The 26,618-nt window shown below is 71.9% G+C and carries 30 protein-coding genes; 10 read left to right on the forward strand and 20 right to left on the reverse strand.

Annotated features, from left to right (window positions below; translation table 11 throughout):
* Positions 1-21 precede the first annotated feature (21 nt).
* Together AB0B33_RS30230 and AB0B33_RS30235 are read left to right on the forward strand one after the other, a co-directional pair.
* Positions 22-2,160, forward strand: coding sequence for a molybdopterin-dependent oxidoreductase (locus AB0B33_RS30230; protein WP_360777785.1), 2,139 nt, complete (start codon positions 22-24; stop codon positions 2,158-2,160).
* Positions 2,157-3,125: a cellulase family glycosylhydrolase gene (locus AB0B33_RS30235; RefSeq protein WP_360777787.1), complete on the forward strand. Its 969-nt coding sequence runs from the start codon at positions 2,157-2,159 to the stop codon at positions 3,123-3,125. Before AB0B33_RS30230 ends, AB0B33_RS30235 begins: the two co-directional genes overlap by 4 nt.
* Here AB0B33_RS30235 and AB0B33_RS30240 read toward each other — a convergent pair whose 3' ends face one another.
* The 12 genes from AB0B33_RS30240 to AB0B33_RS30295 all read right to left on the reverse strand — a co-directional run bounded on the left by AB0B33_RS30240 (position 3,126) and on the right by AB0B33_RS30295 (position 8,403).
* A complete protein-coding gene (locus tag AB0B33_RS30240) occupies positions 3,126-3,782 on the reverse strand; it encodes an RNA methyltransferase (RefSeq protein ID WP_360777789.1) in 657 nt (218 codons plus the stop codon).
* 14 nt (positions 3,783-3,796) lie between these two features.
* Positions 3,797-4,189, reverse strand: a complete 393-nt coding sequence (locus tag AB0B33_RS30245) for a DUF2784 domain-containing protein (protein WP_247016699.1) — start codon at positions 4,187-4,189, stop codon at positions 3,797-3,799.
* A gap of 111 nt (positions 4,190-4,300) precedes the next feature.
* Entirely contained in the window at positions 4,301-4,453 is a 153-nt protein-coding gene (locus tag AB0B33_RS30250; protein ID WP_360777792.1) for a hypothetical protein, read from the reverse strand.
* Between the two features lie 21 nt (positions 4,454-4,474).
* Positions 4,475-5,032 carry an alkaline shock response membrane anchor protein AmaP gene (gene amaP, locus AB0B33_RS30255; RefSeq protein ID WP_360777794.1) on the reverse strand — a complete coding sequence of 186 codons (558 nt, stop codon included), beginning with the start codon at positions 5,030-5,032 and terminating at the stop codon, positions 4,475-4,477.
* A gap of 37 nt (positions 5,033-5,069) precedes the next feature.
* Positions 5,070-5,564 (reverse strand): DUF6286 domain-containing protein, encoded by a 495-nt coding sequence (locus AB0B33_RS30260; protein WP_360777796.1) that lies wholly within the window; start codon positions 5,562-5,564, stop codon positions 5,070-5,072.
* A gap of 26 nt (positions 5,565-5,590) precedes the next feature.
* Positions 5,591-5,878, reverse strand: a complete 288-nt coding sequence (locus AB0B33_RS30265; RefSeq protein ID WP_360777798.1) for an Asp23/Gls24 family envelope stress response protein — start codon at positions 5,876-5,878, stop codon at positions 5,591-5,593.
* A gap of 15 nt (positions 5,879-5,893) precedes the next feature.
* A complete protein-coding gene (locus AB0B33_RS30270) occupies positions 5,894-6,076 on the reverse strand; it encodes a hypothetical protein (RefSeq protein ID WP_086856482.1) in 183 nt (60 codons plus the stop codon).
* A gap of 2 nt (positions 6,077-6,078) precedes the next feature.
* A complete protein-coding gene (locus AB0B33_RS30275) occupies positions 6,079-6,528 on the reverse strand; it encodes an Asp23/Gls24 family envelope stress response protein (protein WP_247016691.1) in 450 nt (149 codons plus the stop codon).
* A gap of 81 nt (positions 6,529-6,609) precedes the next feature.
* Positions 6,610-6,930 carry a hypothetical protein gene (locus AB0B33_RS30280; protein WP_360777800.1) on the reverse strand — a complete coding sequence of 107 codons (321 nt, stop codon included), beginning with the start codon at positions 6,928-6,930 and terminating at the stop codon, positions 6,610-6,612.
* On the reverse strand, positions 6,927-7,289 hold the full coding sequence (locus AB0B33_RS30285) for an Asp23/Gls24 family envelope stress response protein (protein WP_360777802.1): 363 nt from the start codon (positions 7,287-7,289) through the stop codon (positions 6,927-6,929). Before AB0B33_RS30285 ends, AB0B33_RS30280 begins: the two co-directional genes overlap by 4 nt.
* Complete coding sequence (locus AB0B33_RS30290; protein ID WP_247016684.1) at positions 7,286-7,858, reverse strand: Asp23/Gls24 family envelope stress response protein; 573 nt, start codon at positions 7,856-7,858, stop codon at positions 7,286-7,288. Before AB0B33_RS30290 ends, AB0B33_RS30285 begins: the two co-directional genes overlap by 4 nt.
* The gene (locus AB0B33_RS30295) at positions 7,849-8,403 is read right to left on the reverse strand and encodes an RNA polymerase sigma factor (RefSeq protein ID WP_247016683.1); all 555 of its coding nucleotides are present in this window, start codon (positions 8,401-8,403) and stop codon (positions 7,849-7,851) included. Before AB0B33_RS30295 ends, AB0B33_RS30290 begins: the two co-directional genes overlap by 10 nt.
* Before the next feature lie 161 nt (positions 8,404-8,564).
* Here AB0B33_RS30295 and AB0B33_RS30300 point away from each other — a divergent pair, with 161 nt between their 5' ends.
* Complete coding sequence (locus AB0B33_RS30300; protein WP_247016681.1) at positions 8,565-8,750, forward strand: CsbD family protein; 186 nt, start codon at positions 8,565-8,567, stop codon at positions 8,748-8,750.
* Positions 8,751-8,785: 35 nt separating this feature from the next.
* Here the strand turns inward: AB0B33_RS30300 and pyrE are convergent, their stop codons facing one another.
* The 4 genes from pyrE to AB0B33_RS30320 all read right to left on the reverse strand — a co-directional run bounded on the left by pyrE (position 8,786) and on the right by AB0B33_RS30320 (position 13,453).
* Complete coding sequence (gene pyrE, locus AB0B33_RS30305; RefSeq protein ID WP_247016679.1) at positions 8,786-9,349, reverse strand: orotate phosphoribosyltransferase; 564 nt, start codon at positions 9,347-9,349, stop codon at positions 8,786-8,788.
* 27 nt (positions 9,350-9,376) lie between these two features.
* On the reverse strand, positions 9,377-11,824 hold the full coding sequence (locus tag AB0B33_RS30310; RefSeq protein ID WP_360777805.1) for an FtsX-like permease family protein: 2,448 nt from the start codon (positions 11,822-11,824) through the stop codon (positions 9,377-9,379).
* Positions 11,824-12,564: an ABC transporter ATP-binding protein gene (locus tag AB0B33_RS30315; RefSeq protein ID WP_360777807.1), complete on the reverse strand. Its 741-nt coding sequence runs from the start codon at positions 12,562-12,564 to the stop codon at positions 11,824-11,826. The genes AB0B33_RS30310 and AB0B33_RS30315 overlap by 1 nt, the downstream gene beginning before the upstream one ends.
* Positions 12,565-12,694: 130 nt before the next feature.
* Positions 12,695-13,453, reverse strand: a complete 759-nt coding sequence (locus tag AB0B33_RS30320; RefSeq protein WP_247016673.1) for an SDR family oxidoreductase — start codon at positions 13,451-13,453, stop codon at positions 12,695-12,697.
* A gap of 69 nt (positions 13,454-13,522) precedes the next feature.
* On the opposite strand from AB0B33_RS30320, the gene AB0B33_RS30325 reads away from it, so the two are divergent.
* The gene (locus AB0B33_RS30325; RefSeq protein WP_360777810.1) at positions 13,523-14,350 is read left to right on the forward strand and encodes a hypothetical protein; all 828 of its coding nucleotides are present in this window, start codon (positions 13,523-13,525) and stop codon (positions 14,348-14,350) included.
* Here AB0B33_RS30325 and AB0B33_RS30330 read toward each other — a convergent pair.
* The 4 genes from AB0B33_RS30330 to AB0B33_RS30345 all read right to left on the reverse strand — a co-directional run bounded on the left by AB0B33_RS30330 (position 14,347) and on the right by AB0B33_RS30345 (position 19,739).
* Entirely contained in the window at positions 14,347-15,108 is a 762-nt protein-coding gene (locus AB0B33_RS30330; protein ID WP_360777812.1) for a hypothetical protein, read from the reverse strand. The genes AB0B33_RS30325 and AB0B33_RS30330 overlap by 4 nt on opposite strands.
* 165 nt (positions 15,109-15,273) lie before the next feature.
* A complete protein-coding gene (gene clpB, locus AB0B33_RS30335; protein WP_247016668.1) occupies positions 15,274-17,868 on the reverse strand; it encodes an ATP-dependent chaperone ClpB in 2,595 nt (864 codons plus the stop codon).
* A 96-nt stretch (positions 17,869-17,964) separates the two neighbouring features.
* Positions 17,965-19,152 carry an MFS transporter gene (locus AB0B33_RS30340; protein WP_360777814.1) on the reverse strand — a complete coding sequence of 396 codons (1,188 nt, stop codon included), beginning with the start codon at positions 19,150-19,152 and terminating at the stop codon, positions 17,965-17,967.
* A gap of 101 nt (positions 19,153-19,253) precedes the next feature.
* A complete protein-coding gene (locus tag AB0B33_RS30345; RefSeq protein ID WP_360777816.1) occupies positions 19,254-19,739 on the reverse strand; it encodes a MarR family winged helix-turn-helix transcriptional regulator in 486 nt (161 codons plus the stop codon).
* Between the two features lie 245 nt (positions 19,740-19,984).
* Between AB0B33_RS30345 and AB0B33_RS30350 the strand changes: the two genes are divergently transcribed.
* From AB0B33_RS30350 to AB0B33_RS30375, 6 genes are all read left to right on the forward strand, one after another.
* The gene (locus AB0B33_RS30350) at positions 19,985-21,160 is read left to right on the forward strand and encodes a globin domain-containing protein (protein ID WP_247016663.1); all 1,176 of its coding nucleotides are present in this window, start codon (positions 19,985-19,987) and stop codon (positions 21,158-21,160) included.
* Between the two features lie 322 nt (positions 21,161-21,482).
* On the forward strand, positions 21,483-22,586 hold the full coding sequence (locus AB0B33_RS30355; protein WP_360778122.1) for a globin domain-containing protein: 1,104 nt from the start codon (positions 21,483-21,485) through the stop codon (positions 22,584-22,586).
* A gap of 19 nt (positions 22,587-22,605) precedes the next feature.
* Positions 22,606-23,322, forward strand: a complete 717-nt coding sequence (locus tag AB0B33_RS30360) for a dienelactone hydrolase family protein (protein WP_360777818.1) — start codon at positions 22,606-22,608, stop codon at positions 23,320-23,322.
* A 145-nt stretch (positions 23,323-23,467) separates the two neighbouring features.
* A complete protein-coding gene (locus tag AB0B33_RS30365) occupies positions 23,468-24,226 on the forward strand; it encodes a lytic polysaccharide monooxygenase (RefSeq protein ID WP_247016657.1) in 759 nt (252 codons plus the stop codon).
* Entirely contained in the window at positions 24,223-24,762 is a 540-nt protein-coding gene (locus tag AB0B33_RS30370; RefSeq protein WP_360777821.1) for a DUF305 domain-containing protein, read from the forward strand. The genes AB0B33_RS30365 and AB0B33_RS30370 overlap by 4 nt, the downstream gene beginning before the upstream one ends.
* 280 nt (positions 24,763-25,042) lie before the next feature.
* Positions 25,043-26,614, forward strand: a complete 1,572-nt coding sequence (locus AB0B33_RS30375) for an ATP-binding cassette domain-containing protein (RefSeq protein ID WP_360777823.1) — start codon at positions 25,043-25,045, stop codon at positions 26,612-26,614.
* The last annotated feature ends 4 nt before the right edge of the window (positions 26,615-26,618 follow it).

Consider the following 26,618-nt stretch of genomic DNA (forward strand, 5'->3'; position numbering starts at 1 on the left):
CGCTCGGTATGTTGAGTGGCCATGACGACCGCTCACGTCACCTGCCCGCTGTGCGAAGCCACCTGCGGCCTCGATGTCACGCTCGACGCGAACCGGCAGGTCACCCGCGTGCGGGGGGACGAGCTGGACGTCTTCTCGAAGGGCTACATCTGTCCCAAGGGCGCCTCACTCGGCGCGCTGCACCACGACCCCGACCGGCTGACCGCGCCGCTGCTCAAGCGCGACGGCGAATTCGTCGAAGTCAGCTGGCAGGAGGCCTACGACGAGATCGCCCGGCGGCTCCCGCCGATCCTCGAGGAGCACGGCCGGGACGCCGTCGCCGTGTACGCGGGCAACCCCGGCGTGCACAACATCGCGCTGACGCTCTACGGCCGCGTGCTCTACAAAGCGCTGGGCACCAAGAACTTCTACAGCGCGACGTCGGTCGACCAGATGCCGAAGCACTACTCCGCCGGCACCATGTTCGGCGATCCGCTCGCCATCCCCGTGCCCGACCTCGACCGCACGAAGCACCTGCTGATCCTCGGCGCCAACCCGCTGGTCTCGAACGGCAGCCTGATGACCGCGCCGGACGTCCGCGGGCGGCTGCGCGGGATCCGGGCGCGCGGCGGCAAGATCGTCGTCGTCGATCCGCGGCGCACGCGCACCGCCGCGTTCGCCGACGAGCACCACGCGATCCGCCCCGGCACCGACGCGTTGCTGCTGTTCGCGCTGGTCAACGTGCTCTTCGCGGAGAACCGGGTCCGGCCGCGAAAGCTCGAAGCACACCTCGACGGCCTCGACGACGTCCGCGAGCTGGCCCGGCCGTTCACCCCCGATGCCGTCGCCCCGCGCACCGGCATCGACGCCGACGAGATCCGCAGGCTCGCGCGAGAGCTGGCCGACGCCGAGAACGCCGTGGTCTACGGCCGGATCGGCACCACGACGCAGGCCTTCGGCACCGTCGCGAGCTGGCTGGTCGACGTCCTCAACGTCCTCACCGGCAACCTCGACGAGCCCGGCGGCGCGATGTTCCCGCTGGCCGCCTGCCAGCCGACCGGGAACCGGCGGCCGTTCGCCGTCGGGCGCTGGCGCAGCCGCGTGCGCGGGTACCCCGAGGTCGTCGGCGAACTGCCGGTCGCCACGCTCGCCGACGAGATCGAAACCCCCGGCGAGGGCCAGGTCCGCGCGCTGATCACGGTCAGCGGCAACCCGTGCCTGAGCACGCCGAACGCCGGGCGGCTCGCAAGCGCGCTCGAAAGCCTCGACTTCATGATCTCCGTCGACGTCTACCTCAACGAGACGTCACGCCAGGCCGACGTCATCCTGCCCGGCCCGTCCCCCCTCGAACGCCCGCACTTCGACCTGGCGTTCTACCAGCTGTCGGTGCGCAACGTCGCCAACTGGACGCCGGCGACGCTGCCCTCGGCGCTGCCCCAGGAGTGGGAGACGATGCTGCGGCTCACCGGCATCGTCACCGGTCAGGGCCCCGAGGCGGACGTCGCCGCGCTCGACGACTTCGTCGCCGCCGACGTCGCCCGCCGCGCCAAGCTCGAAGTCACCCACGACCGCACCGGCCCCGCCCGGCTGGTCGACCTGATGCTGCGCGCCGGCCCCTACGACGTCACGCTGGCCGACCTCGAAGCGGCGCCGCACGGCATGGACTTCGGGCCGCTGGGGCCGCGGATCCCGGAGGTGCTGTGCACGGCGTCCGGCCGGATCGAGCTGGCGCCGGAACCGATCGTCGCCGACGTCCCGCGCCTGCGCGCCGAGCTGGCGAAACCGCTGGACGACGGCCTGGTGCTGATCGGACGGCGGCACCTGAGCTCGAACAACTCGTGGATGCACAACCTCGAACCGCTGGTCCGCGGCGGCAACCGCTGCACCGTGCAGGTCCACCCCGCCGACGCGGCCCGCCTCGGCCTCACCGACGGCGGCCTCGCGGCGGTGACGTCCCGCGCCGGCAAGCTCGAGGTGCCGGTCGAAATCACCGACGAGGTCCGCCCGGGCGTGATCAGCATCCCGCACGGCTGGGGCCATGACGTCGACGGCGCGCGGACGCGGGTCGCGCGCGCGAATCCGGGCGTCAACTCCAACCTGGTCGCCGACGAAACGCTGCTCGACGTGCCGTCCGGGACGTCGGTGCTGAACGGCATCCCGGTGGAGGTCGCGCCGGCATGACCCGTCGTCTGCACGCCGTCATGATCGCGATCCTCGCCGCCGCCCTGCTCACGGTCCCCCAAGCGGCCGCCGCCACGAACGCCTTCCGCGGCGTGAACTGGGCGGACGCCCGCGACAACTACGTCGACGGCTGGGTCATCCCGACCGGCCTCACCGCCGGCGACAGCTACGACACCGTCCGCACGAAGGCGGACGGCATCCTCACCGGCTTCCGGCAGCAGCTCGGCGCGAACACCGTGCGGCTGCCGATCAACCCGCAGAGCGTGAACTCGGACTGGTGGGCGCGCTACAAGGGAGCGGCCGATTCCGCGCTGGCGCACGGCATGAAGGTCGTCTTCGGCTACTGGGAAGCGAACAAGGACGGTTTCGTCGACGACGTGACCGCGTGGAACACCATGTGGGACCGCGTCACCGCCGACTACGGCGGCACCAGCGCCGTCTACTTCGAGCCGATGAACGAGCCGTTCGGCTACAGCCTCAGCGCCTGGGTTTCGCTCTGCTCGACTTGGCTTTCCCGGCACCCGGCCGTCCCCCGCGGCCGGGTCCTGATCAGCGGCACCGGCTACAACGACAACGTCACCGGGGTCGGCGCGGCGAGCGCGTTGAGCGGAACGCTGCTGTCGCTGCACTTCTACGGCTTCTGGGCCTCGGACACCACGCGCTCGGCGTGGACGGCGAACCTGAGCAACCGGCTCGGCGCGTACTCGTCCCGGACCGTGATCGACGAGGCGGGCGCGCCGATGACGACCGGGCTCGACTACTCGGCGGGCCACCAGGACGGCAACACCTTCACCGCGTACTTCGCCGCCACCACGGACTTGGCGCGGGCGCGGCAGCTGGGCGTCGTCTACTGGCCGGGCCTGCGCTCGGGCGACACCTATTCGATCACCCGGCAGAGCGGCGGTGGCCTCGCGACGAACAACGCGTCCGGCGTCGTGCAGCTGCGCTGGGGCTGGGGGCTGTAGCTACCAGGCCGTGCTCAGGTCGGCGTGCCGGCGGACCCAGGCGTGCATGACGATCCCGGCCGCGACGCCCGCGTTGATCGACCGGGTGGTGCCGAACTGGGCGATCGACACGACCAGTGACGCGGCTTCCTGCGCCGGCTCGGACAGCCCGGGGCCTTCCTGGCCGAAGAGCAGCACGCACTCGCGCGGGATGTCGGCCGTCTCGACGGGCTGCGACCCCGGCGTGTTGTCCACCGCGACGACGGCCAGGCCGTGCTCGGCGGCGTACGTCACGAGCCCGGTGACCTCGTCGTGGTGGCGGAGGTGCTGGTAGCGGTCGGTCACCATGGCGCCGCGCCGGTTCCAGCGCCGCCGTCCGACGATGTGCACCTCGGCCGCGGCGAAGGCGTTGGCCGTGCGGACGACGGTGCCGATGTTGTGGTCGTGCTGGAAGTTCTCGATGGCGACGTGGAAGGGGTGCCGCCGCCGGTCCACATCGGACACGATCGCCTCGCGGCGCCAGTACCGGTAGGCGTCGACGACGTTGCGGCGGTCGCCTTCACGCAGCAGTTCCGGGTCGTAGCGCTCGTCGGTGGGCCAGTCGCCGGGCCACGGGCCGACGCCGACCTCTTCGCGGCTCACCCACTCGGTGGGTCCGGCGTCGGGGGAAGTGGTCACCCCGAGATTGTCGCTCAGCCCAGGTGGACCGGGCGCGCGTGGGTTTCCCCGGCGTGCTCGCGGTCGCGCCAGCGGTGGTAGACGCCGACGTAGGAGTAGACGACCACCGCGACCGCGACGATGCCGATCGCCGGCAGCCAGGCCCGCGGGAAGACGGTGTCGTACAGGTAGTACGCGTTGAACCCGCCGGGCAGGTCACCGAGGCCCTGCTGGTGGCGGAAGTAGTTCTCGAGCGCGGTGAAGGGGCACGGCACCGGCGCGACGTTCACCAGGACGCCCCAGGTCACGCCGAGCAGGTGGACGAAGATGAGCTTCGGCCAGCGCCAGGCGACGAAGCCGCCGAAACCGATCAGCACCAAGGCCAGCAGGTGGACCGCGACCGTCACGTCGGCCAGGAACTTCGCCATCACCCGCCCCCTTCACCGAACCCCCTACCAGCGACTTTACTCCGCTGATCGAGTTCGGCCGCCCTGAAGAGTGCCCCGCTGTGTGATGTTTAACCCACCGGAGCAACCCGTTCACCTGGGCGGTGACGGAGGCGTTACGCCCGGTGGGAATTCCGGCGGGCGCTTCGCGGGGTACTTGGTCGGCTCCTCGCGCGGGTACTGGTTCGGCTTCTCCCGATCGGGCTTGGTCCAGTCCGGCTGCGGCGGCGGGTCGTCCTCCTCCATGCGTCCGACGGTACGCCCGGGTCAGCGCGCCCGCGCTCCGGATTTCGCCGTCAGCCGAATTTCCAGCCGCACGGGCAGGTCCTCGACTTCGAGGGCCTGCTTGAGCCGCGGGACGGCGTGGTCGGTGATGCGTTCCCGGATGGCGGTGGCGTCGGCGTCCCGGTCGGTGGTGACGACCAGGGCGAGCTCGGGAGCGTCGCGGGGCCCGGAGAGCCAGGCGGAGGCGGCGCGGACGCCGTCGTACTCCTCGACGTCGGCGGCGACGGGGCCGGCGGCGGTACCGGAGTCGAGCACGAGGGCGCCGGTGTCGGTTTCACTCCGCCAGGCGACGCTCTTCGGCCGCCGGAACGCCTGCGCGGCCAGCCACCGGAGGCAGAGGAGGCCGAGCAGCACGGCAACGGCGATCGCGACCCAGAACACCCAGGTGGGCGGCGGTGCGGCGCCGGGCACGAGGGGCGCGGCGGGGTCGAGGAGGTGAAGGCGCCCGAAGTACGTGGCGACGGCGAACCCGCCGGCCGCGAGAAGGACGAGCCCGATGAGGGCGAGCAGAGTGCGGTTGAGGGCCGCGGGCCGGTTCATCGCTCGCCTCCCCGGACTCCCGAGCGGGTGGGCTGGTTCATCGCGCTCCTCCTCGCACCCGGACCCGGACCCTCGGCGGCTCCGCCAGGCCCACCTGCTCCAACCGCCGCGAGACCGCTGTCTCCACCGCGGCGGCCAGGCCTTCCGTGTTCGTCCGGTTCGTCCGCACCTTCACCCTCACCTTCCGCCGCCCCAGCTTCAGCGCGGCCGTCGCCACCCCGTCCACGCCCGCGGCCGTCGCGCGCAGCGACGTCCGCAGGCCGTGGCGGGTCGTGCCCGCCTCCACCCCGGCGGCCGGCGAGAGCGCCAGGACCACCGGGCGCCCCCGCAGGACCGCCGCCGCCAGGAGCACGAACCCGACCAGAACCGCTGCCCCGCCCCCGACGAGCACGGGCAGTTCGTTCCACGTCGTTTCGTGCACCCGGCCGGCGATCGCCTCGAACGACAGCACCGGCCGCTCGCCGAGCAGGCGCTGCACCAGCGCCGTCACGACCAGCGCGCACGCCGCGAGCACGACCAGCGCCGTCAGCACCGCCGGCACGCTCCGCCGCGGGCGCCTCACCGGACCCGCCGCTTCGGCTGCTCGGGCCGGGCCGGCTCGGCCGTGATGTCCACGCGCCTCGTGGTCAGGCCGGTCAGTTCCGCCGTCCGGCCGAGCAGGTGCGCCCGGACCGCCTCGGCCGTAGCCGTGATCGGGGCCGGGTACGCCAGGGGCAGCCGGATGTCCAAAGTGGTCGATTCTGCGTCCACAGTGGCCTCGGCGGTCACGTCGCCGCCGACGCCGTCCACCTCGCGGGCGGCGTGCGCGGCGATGCGCCGCACCGCCCGCGGGGCCACGGTGGTCACTCCGCGTTCCACGAGCTACCTCCGATCGCGCGCGGCGCCCACGAGGGCGGACAGGTCGAGCTTGCCGTCGAGCCAGCGCCCGGCCAGCAGGCCGAGCCCGCCGAGGACGAACACCGCCACGAACGCGCCGAAGCCGCCGAACGCGGCGGCGAAACCCAGCGCCAGTCCGTACAACAGGCCGAGCAGTGTCGCGTTCATCGTCAGCGCACCCGGTCCGAGGCGACCGGCTCGTCGTCGTCACCGGGCAGGTGGACGTCGTTGACGTTGATGTTCACCTCGACGACCTCGAGCCCGGTCATCTGCTCGATCGCGGTGATCACGTTGCGGCGCACCGCCCGCGCGAGGTCGGCGATCGCGACGCCGTACTCGACCAGGAGCTGCAGGTCGACCGCCGCCTGCTTTTCGCCGACCTCGACCGTCACGCCTTGGCCGACACTCGCGGAGGCGCCCGGGATGCGGTCGCGGATGGCGCTCAGCGCGCGGGCCGCGCCGCCGCCGAGGTCGTACACGCCGGTGACCTCGCGGGCGGCGAGCCCGGCGATCTTCTGGACGACGGTGTCGGCGATGGTGGTGGTGCCCTGCTTGGTGACGAGGGCGCTCTCGGTGGTGGCGGTGGTGGCCACGGTGTTCTTCTCGGCCGTCGCGGTCATGGGGTCCTCCCTGGATGTCCTCTGCCTCAAGGCGTTTCGCCTGGTTCGTAGGTAAGGACCCAGCGGAGGGGAGATCGTCACTTACCCTTTCGTGTGACGTGGGTCTCCGGCGAACGCGGCGCCGTCGAGGTCGGTGACGACCAGCCGCAGACGCGCTCCCTCCCATTCCGTCCCCGCCAGCACCGGGCGCACGAGCTCCGCCGCGCGGTCCAGCAGCGGGGGGATCGGCAGCCGGGTCGCGATCAGGCGGATCTGGACGACGTCGGCCGAAAGGTCGACGGCCATGCCTTCCCAGTCGACCGGCAACCACGTCGTCCCCGGGGAAACCGGCGTCGCCGGGCGGAGGCCGTCGATCTCCTTCAGCGCGCCGACGATCTTCTCGACGGCTTCGTCCGCGGTCACCGGGCCGCCGGCTCGATGTCCATGATGGACACCGACACTTCGTCGACGACCAAGCCGGTCTGCTCGGCGACGAACCGGGTCACCGAGCGCTGGACCGCACGGCCGACCGCCGCCGCCTGGTCCGCCCCCGCGGTGACCAGGTCGACGTGGACCGTCACCCGGCCGTCCGCGGTGCGGACCCGGACGCCGTCCGCCGGCGCCGGGTCGAGCCCCTTCCAGCGCTGGCGCGCCGCGCGCGTCCACGCCGTCACCAGGCCGCGCAGGCCCGGCTCGAGACGCACCACCCCCGGCGTGGCGATCGCCGCCCGTGCCGCCACGCTCGCGATCACCGGATCGGCGACCACGTAGTCAACGCTCATTCCCCTGGCTCCCCGACCGTGTCTTCCTCGAAGATGTCGTCCACGAGCAGGTCGAGCTTCGCCAGCGTCAGGCCCACCCGGGCCGCGGCCGCCGCGGTCACCCGCTCCCGCACCTTCGCCAACGCTTCACCGCCCGTGGCGTTCCGGAGACTCACCGCGAGGGTGAGGTCGACTTCGACCACCCCGTCGGCGCCGGTGCGCACGCGGCAGCGCCGCGCCCGGACGCCGTCGACCGTGTCGGCCGCGTACCGCAGCACCGCCGCCACCGCCTGCTCGCTGACCTCGACGAACCCGGGTTCCGGGGTCGGCAGCCGCACCATCCGGTCGCGCCGCACCTCGGCCCGCACGGCCGACATGATCCGGCCGAACAGGTCCGGCGACGGCACGTCGTCCTCGGCCACCAGTTCCGTGGTGGCTTCGCGCAGGGCCAGCAGGCTCTCGCGCGCGACCCGGCAGTGCGGGCAGGTCAGTTCGTGTTCGTCGGCCAGCCCGGCGCCGACCGCGTCGAGCCGGTCCCACACCTGCTCCACGTCGCGTTCGCAGGGCAGCTCGTAGTCCGTCATCGCCATGGCTTCATCACCTCCGCCAGCTGGGCCCTGGCCCGCGCGATCCGGCCGCGGACCGCGGTCGCGTTCGCGCCGACGACTTCGCCGATCTCTTCGTAGGACCGGCCGTGCACTTCGCGCAGCAGCCAGCATGCTCTCTGTTCGGGTGTCAGCTCCGCCAGCGCCGCGTTCAACGCCGCCAGCTGCCCGCTCACCTGGGCGGCCCGCTCCGGCTGCAGATCGGTCCGCGGCGACTCGGCGGCGTCCAGGTCGACGTCGGCCTGGGGCCGGCGCGCGCGGATCGCGTTGAGGCAGCGGTTCGTGGTGGCCCGGTAGAGCCAGCCGACGAACGCGGCGTCCTCGCCGAGCTGGCCGAGCTTGCGCCAGGCGTTGAGGAAGACCTCCTGCACGACGTCTTCGGCGTCCCCGCGGTGCGCGAGCATCTTCACGGCGAGCCGGAACATCGGGCCCTGGTAGCGCAGCACGAGCTGCTCGTACGCCCGCACGTCGCCATCTCGCGCGCGGCCGACGAGGGTCGCGTCGTCAAGCGGTGTGGCGGCGGTCGTCACGGCACCTCCTCTCGGGAGGAGGACACCGGCGAGCGGAAAACGTCACGCACTGATTGTCGGTGACGTGGGTCACCGGGGCGAATCCGTGACGATCACGCGCCCCGGTGGTCTTCACGGCACAGGGCGCCCCGCCGGGGTGCCACCGCAGGAGGAGGTGCCCGATGTCGTTGGGCGACAAGATCGGCAACAAGGCCGAGGAACTGGGCGGCAAGGCCAAGGAAGCGGCCGGTGACGCCACCGGGAACGAGCAGCTGCAGGCCGAGGGCCAGGCCGACCAGGCGAAGGCCGGGCTCAAGGGCGCCGTCGAGAACGTGAAGGACGCCGCCAAGGACCTGTTCAAGAAGTGAGCCGGGACCGGGGCCGCCGCGGCGGCCCCGGTCGGTCACTCGAGGCCGAGGTCGTCGAGCCCGAGGATGTACCGGTACTCGAGGCCTTCCTTTTCGATGGCCTCGCGCGCGCCGGTGTCGCGGTCGACCACCGTCACCACGCCGATCACGGTCGCGCCCGCTTCACGCAGGGCCGCGACGGCTTCGAGCACGCTGCCGCCGGTCGTGGAGGTGTCCTCGACCGCCAGCACGCGCTGGCCGCGGACCTCCATGCCCTCGATGCGCCGCTGCATGCCGTGTTCCTTGACGGACTTCCGGACCACGAACGCGTCCAGCACGACGCCGTCGGTGGCCGCGGAGTGCAGCATCGCCAGCGCGACCGGGTCGGCGCCGAGGGTCAGGCCGCCGGCCGCCACGTAGTCCCAGTCCGCCGTCAGCTGGCGCAGGAGCTTGCCGATCAGCGGCGCGGCCGCGTGGTGCAGCGTCGCCCGCCGGAGATCGATGTAGTAGTCGGCTTCCTTGCCGGACGCCAGGGTCACTTTTCCGTGCACCACGGAAAGATCGGTGACCAGCCTGGCCAGTTCGAGTTTCGCCGCTTGATCCAACCCGGGGTTCGCCACGGCCGAGAGTCTTACACACGCCCGTTCTCACTCCCCGATCGATGTGGCGTCGACCGCACGCCCGCGCGTCGCCGCCCAGGCCGGGACGAGGATCGCGACGAGCGCGAGCACGACGGCGATCGCGAGCACCACCAGGTAGACCGCGAGCGGTCCGGTCGGCAGCACCGAGCCGGTCACCACGAGGCAGAACGGCACGATCGCGCCGGCCGCGGTGGCCGTGCCGAGCAGCACGGCGATGGTGGCGATCAGCCCGCCTTCGACGCCCGCCATCCGCAGCACCTGGCCGCGGGTGAACCCGCTCAGCCGCTGCAGCCCGAACTCGCGGCGCCGCTTGGCCGTGGCCATCACCAGCGTGTTCACCACCGAAATCACCGTGTACGCAATGATCATCCCGACGAGCAGGTAGTTGACCCAGGCGCCGACTTCGTTGCCCTTCGCGTGCGCCGCGATCAGCGCGTCCCGGTCCCCGACGGACACCGGCAACCCGGCCGTCGCCTCGCGAAGGCGTGAAGTCAGCGTCGCCGTGTCGACGCCGTCGGCGGCGCGGACCAGCAGCTGGGGCGCGAGCCCGAGCGTGGTGTGCGGCGCCAGCAGCCCGGCGGGCAGCACGAGCTTCTCTAACCCGGCGCGCTGGCTCACGACGGCGGCCACCCGCACGTCCACCCGGGCACCGTCGCCGAGGCGCAGCGACAGCGTGTCGCCGACCTGGCGGCCGAGCGTCGCGGGCACCTCGACGGCGTTCCCGGTCAGCTCGCTGACGCCGAGCGCGGGCCAGCCGTCGTCGTCCTGGTTCGACTCGAACGGCTTCTCGATGAACACCGCGCTCGTCACGTACTCCGACGCGCCCGCGACACCCGGGGTGGAGCGCACCCGCCCCAGCACCGCCGGGTCGAGCCCGCCCGGCGCGCCGACGACCGCGTCCGCACGCAGATCCTCGGTGTACGCCTGGTTCGAGACGGCTTCCTGGGTGGTCTGCAGGTAGATGTTGGCGGTCGCGATGCCGACCGCGAGCATGATCGGGGTGACCGCGCCCGCCGCGCGCACCGCGCCGACCCGGGTGTTGAGCAGCGCGATCCTGCCGGTGACGCCGGTGACCGCCTGCACCGGCCAGCGCAGCAGCGACGCCGTCAGCTTCGTCACGCCGGGGCTGATCGCCGCGAGGCCGAACGCCCACAGCATCACCGCCGGGCCCGCCGTGCTGGCCGCGACCGGACCGGTCATCACGGCGACCGTGACGATGGCCAGCGCCGTCCCGCCGGCGAAGCAGAGGAGCGCGGTGATCAGCCGGATCGGCGTCAGCCAGCGGCGTTCGACGGCGGCTTCGGCGAGCGCCTCGGTCGGGCGCACCTTCGACGCCCGCCGTCCGGCCACGAAGGACGCGGCCACGACGGCCAGCAGCGACGCGGCCGCGGCGACCGTCGCCGGCAGCCAGCCCTGCTCGAACCGCAGCACGTCGGGGATGACGTGGTTGGCGGCGAGCTGGTCGAACAGCCACTGCCCGAGCACCGGGCCGAGCACGACCGCGGCGGCGACCGCGAGCAGGCCGACGACGAGCGCCTCGCCCAGCACCATCCGCCGCAGCTGGCGTGGGGTCGTGCCGATCGCCCGCAGCAACGCGAGTTCGCGCTGGCGCTGCTGGGTCGAGAGCGTGAGCGTGCCCGCGACGACGAACACCATGACCATCGCCGACAGCCCGCCCGAGACGGCGGCCAGCACGATCAGGTCCTCGCCGCTCTTGTTCACCTCGGGGAACTCCAGGGCACCGCGATCGGCGCCGGTCGCCACGACCCCCGCGTCCCCGACCACCGCCGTCACCGCGGCGACGTCGCCGCCGAAGACGCCGATGGTGTCGAAGGTCCCGGGGTGTCCCGAGAGCCTCGAAGCGTCCGAGGGCGAGAAGAACACCGCGGAGTCGCGCATGGTCTCCGGTGCCTGGGCGATCCCGGACACGCGGTACTGGCCGACGACCCCGTGCGCCGCGACGGGCAGCGTGTCCCCGACGGCGAGCCCGAGCCCGGCGTCGACGACGACTTCACCGGGCCGCGGTGGCTGACCGCTGAGCGCGTACGGCGTCAGCACGGCGGAATCCCAGGCGTGCCCGAACGCGCTCGCGCTGCCGATCTGCGCCGGGAAGCTGAGCTCGCCGACGACGTCCGTGACGCCGGGGACCGCGCGCAGGCGGCCGGCCAAGGAGGCGTCGAGGCGGACGCGCTCGGGCAGGGTCGCGTTCTCGAACTTGTGCTTGTCCTCCGGGTCGAGGGTCGCCGGGTCGTCCTTGGGCAGCTTCAGCGTCTGCTGCCCGCCGACGACGATCGGCGCCGCGGCCAGGCGCTGCACCGGCGTCTCGGACCGGATACCCGACTCCATCAGGCCACCGCACGCCGAGACGATCAGCGCGCCGAAGAACACGGCGACGAACGTCGCCAGGAAGCCGCCCTTGCGCAGGCGCAGCGTCCGCATCGCGAGGGAGAACATCAGGCCCGCACCGCCAGCCGGTCCCAGGCACCCAGGTGGGTCATCCGCTCGGCGACGGCTTCCGCGGTCGGGCGCGCGAGCCGCCCGGCGATCGAGCCGTCGGCCAGGAACACGACCTCGTCGGCGTAGGACGCGGCGACGGGGTCGTGCGTCACCATGATCACCGTCTGGCCCGACGACCGGACGGACTCGCGCAGCAGGCCGAGCACGTCGGCGGCGGTGCGGGTGTCGAGCGCGCCGGTCGGTTCGTCGGCGAACAGCACGGCGGGGTCGGTGACCAGGGCGCGCGCGATCGCGACCCGCTGCGCCTGGCCGCCGGAGAGCCGGCCGGGCAGGTGCTTGCGGCGCCCGTCGAGGCCGACGTGCGTGAGGATCCGCGCCACCAGGCGCTTGTCCGGGCGCTTCCCGGCCAGCTGCAGCGGCAGCACGACGTTCTGCTCGACGGTCAGCGCCGGCAGCAGGTTGAACGCCTGGAAGACGAACCCGACGCGGTCGCGCCGCAGCTTCGTCAGGAAGGTCTCGCTCTTGCCGTCGAGGTCCTGGCCGTCGAGCACGACGCGGCCCGACGTCGGCCGGTCGAGGCCCGCCGCGCAGTGCAGGAACGTGCTCTTGCCCGAACCGGACGGGCCCATCACCGCCGTGAAACCGCCACGCGGGAAGGAGATCGAGACCCCGTCCAGCGCGACCACACCGCCGTACTCCTTGCGCACGGCCTCGAGCCGAACCGCCTCAGTCGTCATGCGAAAAACGCTAGTGAGGCAGCCCCCGACCCACCCTGGTGCGCACGCGCCTCTTCGAGGTGGGGGCAGCCCTACCGCGTCACTTTCCCCAGGAAAGCTCCGTCGGAGCTTTCCTGGGGAAAGTGACGTCTCAGGTGCGGCCGCGACCGCCGCTGATCCGGCGCAGCACCGCGCGGGGCAACAGGCCGCCGATCGCGACGACGGCCTTGTACTGCAGGCTCGGCACCGAGATCACCTTGCCGCGGCGCAGGTCCGCGAGCGCCTCGCCGACCACCTGTTCGACACCCAGCCAGGCGATTTTCGGGCCGGGTTTGCCGATCCCCGCCCGCTCGTGGAACTCCGTCGCCGTGAAGCCCGGGCAGAGCGCCATCATCCGGACGCCCTTGGGCAGCGACGCGGCGATGCCTTCGGTGAACGACGTGACCCAGTTCTTGCTGGCCGTGTAGGTCGAACCGCGGCCGCTGAAGAACCCGGCGACGCTGCTGACCTGGATGATTTCCCCGCGGCCGCGCTCGATCATGCCGGGCAGCACCGCCCGCGTCAGCCGCAGCACGGCGGTGACGTTGACGTCGAGCTGGCGCTGCAGCGCGTCCGGCGGGATGGTCCAGAAGTCGCCGTTCAGGCCGAACCCGGCGTTGTTCACCAGCAGGTCGACCGGCCCGGCGGCGAGCCGCTCCTCGACCGCGGCCCGTCCGTCCACTTCGGACAGATCGGCGGCGAGCACTTCGACGGCGACCCCGTGCTTTTCCCGCAGCTCAGCGGCGTACGCCTCCAGCCGCGCGGTGTCGCGGGCGACGAGCACCAGGTCGTACTTCTCGGCGGCGAGCGTGCGCGCGAACTGCGCGCCGATGCCCGCCGTGGCACCGGTTATGAGAGCGGTGGTGGTCATGTGGGTGAACATACCCGCTGGTCACGGGCAGACATGCGTTCGAGCCGACGGGGAAGTATGGTCCGGCGCATGGGTAAGCACAGCAAGCGGAAAAGCGGCTACCTGCCCAAAGTCGCCGCCGGTGCGGCGCCCGTCGCACTGCTCTTCGCGGCCCCCGCCGCCGCCTTGGCGAGCCCCACCGACGTCACCCTGCCGCTGAACGGCATCTCGTTGCCCGTCGACCACCAGCACGCCGGGCAGCTCGACGGCGACGGCCTCACCGCGGGCCGCCGCGACGTCTTCGGCAAGCGGGTCGGCGAAGCCCGGTTCCTCGCCGACGTCGGGGAGGCCGCGGGCGCCGGTTCGTCCGGTGCCTTCGCGAGCCGGGCCGGCCGCCAGGACGTCGGGGTCGGCCAGGCCGTCGTGACCGCCGGCGACGAGCAGCGCCTGGCCGGCTCGCCCGCGCCCGCGCGGCTCGGCACGAGCGACAGCGCGCACCACGGCGTCCTGCTGGGCAACGGCGTCGACGTGCTGAGCGAGCACGCCGAGCAGGTCGACACCGGGCTGAGCCCCACCGGGCGGTTCGCCGGCGACCTCACCGGCGGGCTCGCCGTGCGCCGCTCGTCCGGGCAGGCCGTCGACCTCGGCCGGCTCGGCGCCGTCGGCACGTCGTCGGAGCAGCACGCGAGCGGGCAGTTCGCCGGCGACCTCGACCTCGGCCAGCAGCACGAGGTGGGCGGTCAGCTCGGCCCGGCCGGCGGCCTGGTGAAGGTGTCGCACGACCTTTCGGCCGGCTCGATCAGCGGCGACCTCGGCGTCGACCGCGTGGTCCACGTCCAGGGCGGGGCGGCCACCGTGCGCGGCACCCTCACCCCGTCGTTCTCGGGCAGCCTGTTCGACCGCCCGCTGAACCCCTAGTCCTGCTGCGTCGGCTCGGCGGGCGGCTGCTGGACCGGCGTCCCGGCGGCCGGGGTGGCGGGCGGGGTCGAGCCCGGGGTCGGGATGGGCGCGCTCGCCTGGTGGCGGCCCGCGTCGTAGTCCTCGTCGAACGGGTCGACGATGTCCGCGATCTCGCCGAGGTCGCGCAGCAGCCGCTCGAGCCGCGAGGGCCCGGCGGTCGGGACGACGCTCGCGAGCACCCACTCGGCCTCGAGCCAGGCCACGCCGACGTCGCCGCCGAGCTGGTCCGCGGCGTCGACGAGCTCCTGGGTGATCACCGCGCGGGCACCGTCGGCGTCGTCCGCGAAGGCGTAGCGGGAGCCGATCGGGCCGAGCATCTCGGGCATGTCGGCGCGCTGGAAGGGCACGCTGGACAGCCACATCTCGATCGGGATCCGGTGCTTCTTGTTGCAGCGCACGGCGACGACGACGGCCGGGATCTGCCCCTCGGACTCGATGTCGAAGATGAACACGGGCCGGCGGCCGTCGGAGGTGAAGGTCGACCCCGCGACGACGTTGACGGCGGCGTCCGCGCCGAAGTAGCCGATCGCGCCGTTGGACCACTGCTGCGGCAGCCGTTCGTCCTCCTCGACGAACTGCCAGCCGCGCAACTGAGCCCAGCGCATGCGCTCGCGGTTGCGCGAGCCCTCCTTCGCCCGGTCGGCCGCGAGCAGCCCGAGGCCGGCCACCAGGGCGACGGCCGCGATGACGAACCAGATCCACGCCGGAATACCCACGACGTGCAGGGTATCGCCTGCTAGGCCGAAGAGCTGATGGCCGGTACCCGTGTCGCCGGGCCCATTCGGATCAAATCCCCGCACCGAGTCGACAAATCTCTACAGTGGACGCCCGTCCTCGTGAGTGGTCAGGGCGGTTGGAACCGCCCTGACCACTCACGAGGTTCAGACGCGCTCGACGGTCAGCGAGTCACCGGCTTCCAGCTCCGGGATGTCGACGCGCACCGTGTCGCCGTCGCGGATCTCTCCCGACAGCAGCTCCTTCGCCAGCTTGTCGCCGATCGCCGACTGGACCAGCCGCCGCAGCGGGCGGGCACCGTAGATCGGGTCGAAGCCGTTGAGGGCGAGCCACTCGCGGGCGCCGTCCGTGACGTCGAGGTGGAGCCGGCGCTGCGCCAGCCGCGCGGCCAGCCGCGCCACCTGGATGTCCACAATGGACGTCAGCTGCTCGGTGCCGAGCGAGTGGAACACGACGATGTCGTCGAGCCGGTTGAGGAACTCCGGCTTGAACTGCCGCTGCACCACCGAGAGCACCGCGTCCCGCCGCTGCCGCTCGTCGAGGTTCGGGTCGGCGATGGCCTGCGAGCCGAGGTTGGACGTCAGGATCAGGATGGTGTTCCGGAAGTCCACCGTCCGGCCCTGGCCGTCGGTCAGCCGCCCGTCGTCGAGGACCTGCAGCAGCACGTCGAAGACGTCCGGGTGGGCCTTCTCGACCTCGTCGAGCAGCACCACCGAGTACGGCCGGCGCCGGACGGCCTCGGTCAGCTGCCCGCCCTGGTCGTACCCGACGTAGCCCGGCGGGGCACCGACCAGGCGCGCCACCGAGTGCTTCTCGGCGTACTCGCTCATGTCGATGCGCTGCATCGCGCGCTCGTCGTCGAACAGGAACTCCGCCAGCGCCTTGGCCAGCTCGGTCTTGCCGACGCCGGTCGGGCCGAGGAACAGGAACGAACCGGTCGGGCGGTCGGGGTCGGCGACGCCGGCCCGGCTGCGGCGCACCGCGTCCGAGACGACCTGCACGGCCTCGGCCTGCCCGATGACGCGCCGGCCGAGCTCCTCCTCCATCCGCAGCAGCTTGCCGGTCTCGCCCTCCAGCAGCCGTCCCGCCGGGATGCCGGTCCACGCGCTGACGACGTCCGCGACGTCGTCCGCGCCGACCTCTTCCTTGAGCATGACGTTCTGCCGGCTGGCCTCGTTCGCCTCGGTGGCCGCTTCGAACTCCTTCTCCAGCGCCGGGATCCGGCCGTAGCGCAGCTCGGCGGCCTTGCCGAGGTCGCCGTCGCGCTCGGCGCGTTCGGACTCGCCGCGCAGCTGCTCGAGCTGCTCCTTGAGCTCGCGGACGCGCTCGATGGAGCCCTTCTCGTTCTGCCAGCGGGCGGTCAGCGCCGTCAGCGACTCGCGCTTCTCGGCCAGCTCGGCGCGCAACGCGTTGAGCCGCTCCTTCGAAGCGGCGTCGCTCTCCTTGGCGAGTGCCATCTCCTCGATCTCCAGGCGCCGGACGGAGCGCTCGACCTCGTCGATCTCCACCGGCCGCGAGTCGATCTCCATGCGCAGCTTGGACGCGGCTTCGTCGACCAGGTCGATCGCCTTGTCCGGCAGGAAGCGCGCGGTGATGTAGCGGTCGGACAACGTCGAGGCGGCGACCAGCGCGGCGTCCGTGATCCGGACACCGTGGTGCACCTCGTAGCGCTCCTTCAGCCCGCGAAGGATCGCGATGGTGTCCTCGGGCGACGGCTCGCCGACGAGCACCTGCTGGAAGCGCCGCTCCAGGGCGGCGTCCTTCTCGATGTGCTGGCGGTACTCGTCGAGCGTGGTCGCGCCGACCATCCGCAGCTCGCCGCGGGCGAGCATCGGCTTGATCATGTTGCCCGCGTCCATCGCGCCCTCGCCGGTCGCGCCGGCGCCGACGATCGTGTGCAGCTCGTCGATGAACGTGACGACCTCGCCCGCGGAGTCGGTGATCTCCTTGAGCACGGCCTTCAGCCGCTCCTCGAACTCGCCGCGGAACTTCGCGCCGGCCACCATCGACCCCAGGTCGAGGGCGACGACGCGCTTGCCGCGCAGCGATTCGGGCACGTCCCCGGCGACGATGCGCTGGGCCAGCCCTTCGACGATGGCCGTCTTGCCGACGCCCGGCTCGCCGATCAGGACCGGGTTGTTCTTGGTGCGCCGCGACAGCACCTGCACGACGCGGCGGATCTCGGTGTCGCGGCCGATGACCGGGTCCAGCTCGCCGCGCCGGGCCCGTTCGGTGAGGTCGACGCCGTACTTCTCCAGCGCCTTGAACGTGCTCTCCGGGTCCTCGCTGGTGATCCGGGCGGAGCCGCGGACCTTGACGAACGCCTCCTGCAGCGCGTCCGGCGTCGCGCCGTGGCGCTTGAGCAGGTCGGCGACCTGGCCGCCCTCGGTCGCGAGCCCGACGAGCAGGTGCTCGGTCGAGACGTACTCGTCGCCCAGTTCGGTGGCGAGCTTCTGGGCGCGCGTCAGCGACTTGACGGCGTGGGTGTCGAACTGCGGGCTCGACACGGTCGCGCCGGTCGCCGACGGCAGCGCCGCGATGAGCGGCTCCAGCTCCTTGTGCACCACCTCCGGGTCGGCCCCGACCGCGGTCAGCAGCGGTGCGGTCAGCCCCTCACCCTGCGCCAGCAGGGCGCCCAGCAGGTGCGCGGCCGACACGTGGGGGTTGCCCGCCATCGTGGCCGCCTGCGCCGCCGACGAGATCGCCTGCTGGGTCTTCGTGGTCGGGTTGAAAGCGTCCATCCCTCACCTCATGCTCGATAACTCGAAAGTACTGGTGACAGGCCTGACCGAGGCCCGTCACTACCCTTAACGCACGAAAACTTGAGTCTGTTCCGCTCAACTCTGACCTGGTGCCACGGCACCTGCCGGCAGCCGTGATCCCAGTGTGCCGAGCCCGGCCACGGCGAGTCCGGCGCACGCCCCGACCAGCACCCAGGGTAACCAGTCGGCCACCGAAAACAACGCGACCACGACCGGCGCGATCACCTGCGCCACGGCGAACGCGTACTGGTACGCAGCGAGATAACGCCCGCGGGCGACCGGAGGTGCCGCGGCCTCGGCCAGCGCCCCCGACCGCGGCCCGAAGACCAGGTCGCCGGCGGCGAACACGAGCGTCGACGCCAGCAGGTAGACGACCTGCCAGCCGTCGGGGACCAGCAGCACGCCGAGGCTGACCAGGCACCACGCGGCGAACAACGCCGAACCCGCGCGCATCGCGGCGAGCCGCGTCAGCCGCGCGGTGAGCCGCAGCGCGATCGTGCCGCCGACGCTGGTCAGCACGGTCAGCAGGGCGAGGATCGCGCCGGGCAGCCAGACCGGGCCGTGCAGCCGGTCGAGCACGAACACCGGCATGCCGATCAGGAAGAAGTCGAGCGAAAGCCCGAAGAGGCCGCTGAACAGGATCAGCGCGAGGTAGGGCCGGTTCCGGAGCACCCGGACCGACTGCTCGGCGGGCCGCTTCACCGGGCGCGCCAGCCGGACGAAGAAGACCAGGATCAACGCCGCCGCGAAGAACGTCAGCGCGTCCAAGGCCAGCGCGATGCGGTACCCGGACGTGCCGGCCCACGTCAGGAGCGCGCCCGCGGTGAGCCCGCCGAGGCCGAAGCAGCCGGCCCGCACCATCCCCACCTCGGCGAACGGCCGATCCTTCTGGACGTCGCCCGCGACGTCGGCGATGAGCACGAACAGGGAGCTGTAGAACAACTGCTGGCCGGTCGCGAGCAGCACCGCCGCGACCACCACCGGACCCGGGCCGCCGGCGATGAGGTAGGCGCCCGTCCCGGCGGCCTGCAGCAGCTGGGCCCCGACCACCACCGTCCGCGGCCCGATGCGGTCGACGAGCCGACCGGCGAGCGGCGGCACGACGAGGCCGCCGACGGTGCCGAGGGTGACGGCCGTGCCCGCCACGGCGAGCGGCACCCCGACCACCTGGGTCACGTAGACCAGCGCCAACGGGAGGAACAGACCAGAGCCGAAGTTGTCGATCCCCAACGCGCACAGCAGTGCGACCCGGCTACGCGTCACCTACCGAAGTTAACCCGGCCGAACACCGCGAAGTCAGGCCCGAACGGAGACAGTACGGCTGGCAAAAAGGCCACTGCGGGTGTCCCCGCGGCGGCCCTGCGTCACCTGGTCGAGCCGGCCCCGCAGGCCGCGCTGCCGAGCGCGCGGCGGAGGTCCTCGTTCATCCCCGCGAGCCGCTCGGTGAGCTCGGTGACGCGCTCGTCGTCCCAGCCGCCGAGCGCCTTTTCCATGAACTCGAGGTAGTTGGCGCGCCAGCGGACGAGCTCGGCCCGCCCCTTTTCCGACACGCTGACCAGCGACGCGCGGCCGTCCTCGGGCGCGGGACGGCGGTCGACCAGCCCGGCGGCGGAGAGCTGGGCGATCTGCCTGCTCACCACGGAGAGGTCGACGAAACGGCGTTTCGCCAGCTCGGACGGCCGGGCCTCGCCGTTCTTCGCCAGGTCGGAGAGCAGCATCGCGGCCGCCGGGTGCAGTCCCGGCTCGCTCTGCCAGGCCTGCATGATCCAGGCGTGCTGGAGCTGGGAAGCCGTCTTCAGCTCGCGCATGAGCTCGACCCGGACGTCGTCGTCGGTGTCGTCGAAGCCCATCGGAACCTCCCTTAGTTGTGCAATACAAGTTTATTGCCGGACGCTTGCTCAGGGCAACCATCCGATCGGTGAGGTCGCCCACGCTCCCACCGGCGGAAATACACCCGGTCGGAGCAACAATGCGGGCAAAAGGCCGCCCGGCGGCTACCCTGCGGACGGGCCGCGTGCGCGGCGCGTTCGAGTGACGAGGTGGCTGCAGTGGCGATGGACCCAGGAGGCGGTCCCCGACCCGTGAACACCCCCTCATGACCGCCGACTCGGTCAGCCCGCTCCCCAGGTCTTCGGCCCCGCGTGAAGCCCCCGCCGCCGTCGCCGCGATGGTCAAGCTCATCCGGGACAGCTGGGCGAAGTCCGAGCCGTACATCGCGGACATCTCCCAGTTCTTCTACGGGATGCTGTTCACCCTGGCCCCCACCACGCGCGACTTCTTCCCGATCAACATGGAGATCCAGCGCGGCCGGCTGGTCCGCGCGCTGGTGCACATCGTGCAGATGGTGGACCGGCCCGACGACCTGGCGCCGTTCCTGCGCCAGCTCGGGCGCGACCACCGCAAGTTCGGCGTGGTGCCGCGGCACTACGAAGCCGTCGGGACGGCCCTGCTCGCGTCGCTCAAGAACCACCTCGGCCGGGAGTGGACGCCGGAGGTCGAACGCGCGTGGGCCGAGGCCTTCACGATCGCCGCGCGGGCCATGCAGGACGCCGCCGCGGCCGACCAGAACCCGCCGTCGTGGCACGCCACCGTGGTCGAGCACCGGCGGCTGACCTGGGACCTCGCCCTCGTCCGGCTGCGGCCGGAGCAGCCGGTGCCCTACCACCCCGGCCAGTACATGAGCGTCGAAGTGCCGCAGCGGCCGCGGCTGTGGCGCTACCTTTCGCCGGCGAACGCGCCGCGCGAAGACGGCGGCATCGAGTTCCACGTCCGCGCGGTCGACGGCGGCTGGGTCTCCCGCGCCATCGTCAGCCACACCCAGCCCGGCGATGTCTGGCGGCTCGGCCCGCCACTCGGCCGGCTGACGGTCGACCGCGAAGCGTCACGAGGCGTGCTGATGATCGCCGGCGGCACCGGCGTGGCGCCGCTGCGCTCGATCCTCGACCACCTCGCGCTCTGGGGCGAGAACCCGAAGACGCACCTCTTCTACGGCGGACCGTCCCGTGAGGACCTCTACGACCTCGAAGAGCTGCGCGCGCTCGCGGCCATCAACCCGTGGCTCACCATCTCGCCGGTGGTGGAGCGCGGCGGCGACGTCCCCGGGTTCGAGCAGGGCACGCTGGCCGAGGCCGTCACGCGCTACGGCGCCTGGCCCGGCCACGACATCCTCGTGTCCGGCTCGCCGGCGATGATCCGCGCGACGGTCTCGCGCATGCTCGTGGCGGGCAGCGCACTGGACCAGATCCAATACGATCCGTTCACGATCGACTGATTCCCGTAACACCGGAAAGGCAATACTCCTGTCCGGTGAACATTTCACCGTGAACTGATCGTTTTTACGCAGTGCCAGATCGGGTTGACCCGGTGTGTCCAAATTGCTCCGATCGAGCGGGACCGCGCGGAATCACGCGCATCTGCACGGGAATGCGCCTACAGTCGGGAACCCTCGGGGGCGGCACCGCGACAGCGACGCCGCATGGACGGCGCTTTTACCTGTGCACGACTGGAGATTACCGTTCCCGATGAATGCTGAATCCGTGAAGATCTCCACGCTGCCCGAGACACTTCCTGTTTCGGCCGTGGAAGGTCGCGAACTGGCGCGATTGATTCGTGAAAGTTTTGCGGCCGTCGAGCCGAGAGCCGACGAACTGGCGCAGTACTTCTACGGCGCGTTGTTCGTGATCGCCCCCGATTGCCGTGACCTGTTCCCGGTCACCATGTCGACCCAGCGGAGCAGGCTGCTGCGCGCGCTCGTGTACGTCGTGCAGATGGTCGACCGGCCCGACGAGCTGGTCACTTTCCTCGGCCAGCTGGGCCGCGACCACCGCAAGTTCGCCGTCGTCTCCCGCCACTACGACGCCGTCGGCGTGGCGCTGATCGCGGCGCTCAAGCGGTTCCTCAAGGAGAAGTGGACGCACGAGGTCGAATCGGCGTGGACCTCGGCGTACGGGCTCATCGCCAAGACCATGCGCGAGGCGGCGCAGGCGGAGACCGGGCCGGCGGCGTGGTCGGCGACCGTGCTGGAGCACCGGAAACTCGCCCGCGACGTCGCACTGGTGAAGGTGCGCACCGAGGGGCTGCTGCCGTACCGCGCCGGCGGGTACGTCAGCGTCGAAGTGCCGCAGCGGCCCCGGTTCTGGCGGTACCTGTCCCCGGCGAACGCGCCGCGCGGCGACGGGCAGCTCACGTTCCACGTGCGCGCGGTGCCCGGCGGCTGGGTCAGCGGCAGCATCGTCAACCACACCCGGCCGGGTGACGTCTGGCGCCTCGGGCCGTCGATGGGCGCCCTCGACGTGCGGCCGACCACCACCAAGCGGCGTCTGCTGCTGATCGGCGGCGGCACCGGCATCACGCCGCTGATGGCGATCATCGACGACCTCGCGCACTGGAAGCGTAATCCGCCGGTGCACCTGTTCTTCGGCGGCCGAAGACCGGAAGATTTGTACGCATTGGACGATTTGCGCCGGCTGGCCGCGACGTCCAAATGGCTGACGGTCACGCCGGTCACCGAGGAAGGCGCGGTGGCCGGCGGCGACCGCGGCACGCTCGCGCACGCCGTGACGCAGCGGGGTTCGTGGAAGAACCACGACGTCCTCGTTTCCGGTTCGCCGCCGATGATCCAATCCACCATCGCGAAGCTGCTCGCCAAGGGGATCGACCTGGAGCGGATTTCGTACGACCCGTTCACCCTGGATTGAACGCGCTATCGTCGCCGATATGGAGATGACGATTCCGGTTTCGGACGGCACCATCGGCGGCTACCTGGCGGAACCCGCCGGCGAAGGGCCGCACCCCGGTGTGGTGCTCATCCACGACGCTTTCGGGCTGAGCCAGGACACGAAGAACATCACCGACCGCTTCGCCGCCGAGGGCTTCTTGGCGCTCAGCCCGGACCTGTACTCGCGCGGGGGCATGCGCCGCTGCGTGCGCCGGGTGTTTTCGGACATGTTCGCCAACCGGGGGCGCAGCTTCGACGACATCGAGGCGTCCCGCGCGCTGCTCGCCGCCCGCCCGGACTGCACGGGCCGGATCGGCATCGCCGGCTTCTGCATGGGCGGCGGCTTCGCCCTCGTCGCGGCGGCCCGCGGGTTCGAGGCTTCGGCGCCGTACTACGGGCAGCTGCCGAAGAACCTGTCGGTGCTCGACGACGCCTGCCCGGTCGTCGCCAGCTTCGGCAAGAAGGACTTCTCGCTGCGCGGCGCGGCGGCGAAGCTCGAGACGGCGCTCACCGAGCGCGAGATCCCGCACGACGTCAAGGAGTACCCGGGCGCGAGCCACGGGTTCGCGAACAAGATCGACGTCGTCCTGCCGCTGAACCTGCTGCTCAAGGTGGTCGGGTTCACCTACCACCACGAAGCGTCGGAAGACGCCTGGCGCCGAGTGACGTCTTTCTTCGGCGAACACCTGCAGCAGCCGTCCCGACCTTCGCATTGAGCCGAGCGGAGCAGCGAAATCGTCGAACGGCGGTAGTTCGTTGACCGTTGTGCCCGAATCGACTTATGGTCTAGACCACATCTTCCCCGGATGTGCTCGTTCGTCCTCCCCCCGGAACAGAGCTGTTCCCCCTCGAGGAGCCGAAATGACCTGGAAACGAAAGCTCTTCGCGGCCGCGGCCGGTGCCCTGCTGGCGCCGGTGCTGGTCGTCGTCCTCCCCGCGGCCACCGCGAGTGCCCACGGGTACATCTCCGACCCGCCCAGCCGGCAGGCCAACTGCGCGGCCGGGAAGGTCTCGAACTGCGGCGAGATCGTCTACGAACCGCAGAGCGTCGAAGGCCCGAAGGGGCTGCGCAGCTGCAACGGCGGGCTGTCCCAGTTCGCCCAGCTGAACGACGAATCGAAGGCGTGGCCCGCGAAGTCCGTCGGCAGCACGGTGACGTTCAACTGGGTGTTCACCGCCCGCCACTCGACGACGAACTACGAGTACTACGTCGGCAACACGCGTGTCGCGGTCTTCAACGGCAACAACCAGCAGCCGCCACCGACGCTGTCGCACACGGTGAACCTGGCCGGTTACTCGGGCCGGATCAAGGTGCTGGCCATCTGGAACATCTCGGACACGGCCAACGCGTTCTACAGCTGCGTCGACCTGCAGGTCGGCGGCGGGGGCACCACTCCGCCGCCCACCACCACGCCGCCCCCGACCACGACCCCGCCGCCCACCACGACCCCGCCCCCGACGACGACCCCGCCGTCGACCGGCACCTGGTCGGCGGGCACGGCGTACAAGGCGGGCGACGTCGTGACGTACAACGGCGCGAGCTACCGCTGCCTCCAGCCGCACACGGCGATCGCGGGCTGGGAGCCGCCGAACACCCCGGCCCTCTGGCAGCGCCAGTGAGGCTGGTCCTGGCCGTCGTCGCGCTGCTGCTGACCGGATGCAGCAGCGGCGCGACGCCGGCCGCCCCGTCCCACAACGCGGCCGACGTGATGTTCCTGCAGATGCTGATCCCCCAGAACGAGCAGGGGATCGAGATCGCCCACCTCGCCGCGGGCCGCGCGGTTCCGGCCCCGCTGAAGGAACTGGCGGCGGCGATCGAGGTGACGCAGCGGACCGAGGTCGACCAGGTGAAGAGCTGGCTCCGAGCCTGGAACGAGCCCGAGACGATGGACGCGAACCCCCAAGCCCACGCGGGCCACGGCGGCATGAAGATGACGGCCCCGGACCTGGTGGGAGCGCTGAAGTCGGCGCCGGACCAGGAGTTCACCCGCAAGTTCCTCGACGTGCTGACGGGCCAGCAGCAAGGCGCGGTGGAGCTGGCCCAGTCGGAGAACGGAACTTCCGGCGGCGTGAACGCCGAGGCCCGCGACCTGGCCCGCCGGGTGATCGAGTCGCGGACGGCAGAGGTGAAGCAGCTGCTGAACTTCAAGGCTTGACCGCGACACGAAGCCGCGGGCACCCGGGAGGGGCTGCCCGCGGCTGCCGCGCGTCGGTTCCGCGCTCGCGCGGGCCGGCCCTCGCCGTCCGGTCGGTTATTCGCTTGGCCGCCCCCCTCCGCGCGGGTTAGCCTCGCGATCATGTACTCCTGTCCCGTCTTCATGAGGTTGCGGAACCGCCGCTGACGGCGGTGCGCCCCCTTTTCCGCCCGCCGTTCCGGTCCTTGCCGGGCGGCCGCTTCCGTGCTGCCCGGCTCCCTCCTGAGCCGCGGAGCCACCCTTGTCTTCCCCTCTTTCCTCCCAGCCCGTCCACCTGCGCGCGGAAGGCGTCGGCGTCACGCTCGGCTCGCGCCGGGTGCTGCACGACGTCAGCGTCACCGTTTCCGCCCGGTCGCGGCTGGCCGTCGTCGGCGAGAACGGGCGTGGCAAAACCACGTTGCTGCACGTCCTCGCCGGCCTTTGCGCGCCCGATCACGGGGTCGTGCACCGGACCGGCACCGTCGGAGTCGCGCGGCAGGCGTTGCCGTTCCGGTCCGGCGAGACCGTCAGGACGCTGACCACCGCGGCGTTGCGGGACGTCCACGCCGCCCTGCGCGCCCTCGATACCGCCACCGAAGATCTCGCGAAGTCGGCCGAAGGCGCCGAAGATCGCTACGCCGCCGCGCTCGACGCGGCCACGCGCCTCGACGCGTGGGACGCCGAGCGCCGCATCGACGTCGCGCTCGAAGCGCTCGACGCCTGTGCCGACCGCGGCCGGGCGCTGAGCACGCTTTCGGTGGGGCAGCGCTACCGCGTGCGGCTGGCCTGCCTGCTCGGCGCGCGGTACGACTTCCTGCTGCTCGACGAGCCCGGCAACCACCTCGACGCCGCCGGCCTCGCGTTCCTCACCGCCCGCCTGCGCGGGCACGACGGCGGGGTCGCGCTGGTCAGCCACGACCGGGCGCTGCTGGCCGACGTCGCGACCGAGTTCCTCGACCTCGACCCCAGCCAGGACGGCCGTCCGCGCCGGTACGCCGGGGGTTACGACGCCTGGCAGGACGGGCGCCGCCGCGACCGGGAGCGGTGGGTGCAGGACCACGAGGAGCAGCAGGACGCCCATCGGCAGCTCACCGCCGCGGTGGCGCAGGCCCGCGACCGGCTCAGCACCGGCTGGCGCCCGGACAAGGGCACCGGACGGCACCAGCGGCAGACCCGCGCGCCCGGCGTCGTCCAGGCCCTCAACCGGGAACGGGCCGCGCTCGAAGCGCACCGCGTCACCGTGCCCGAACCACCGTTGTCGTTGCGGTGGCCGGATCTCGGCTCCGGCGCTCAGGCGCTCGTCCGCCTGGACGACGTCGGCGTCGCCGGACGGCTCACCGGCCCGGTGACGCTGTCACTCGACCGCGGCGACCGGCTGCTGGTCACCGGCGAGAACGGTGCGGGCAAGTCGACGCTGCTGTCCGCGCTCGCCGGAAAGCTCACGCCGACAACGGGTTCGGTCCGGCACCTGGCCCGCGCGAAAGTGGCCCTGATCGGCCAGGAAGTCCCGGCGTGGCCTGAAGAGCTCACCGCTCGCGCGCTGTTCGAGCGAGCGGGCGTCCCGTTTTCGGCGATGGGACTGCTCGACGCCGAAGCGCTGCGCACCCCGGTCGGGCGGATGTCGCAGGGTCAGCAACGCCGGCTCGACCTCGCCCTGCGGCTGGCCGGACGGCCGGACGTGCTCGTCTTCGACGAGCCGACCAACCACCTGTCGGCGGTGCTCGTCGAGGAGCTGACCGAGGCCTTGCTGAAGACCCCGGCCGCGGTGGTCGTCGCGACGCACGACCGCCGGATGCTGGCCGACCTCGCGGCCTGGCCGCGGCTGGAGCTCTGACGCA

This window comes from Amycolatopsis sp. NPDC049159, from assembly GCF_040648295.1.
In the GTDB taxonomy this organism is placed as follows: Bacteria; Actinomycetota; Actinomycetes; order Mycobacteriales; family Pseudonocardiaceae; genus Amycolatopsis; species Amycolatopsis pretoriensis_A.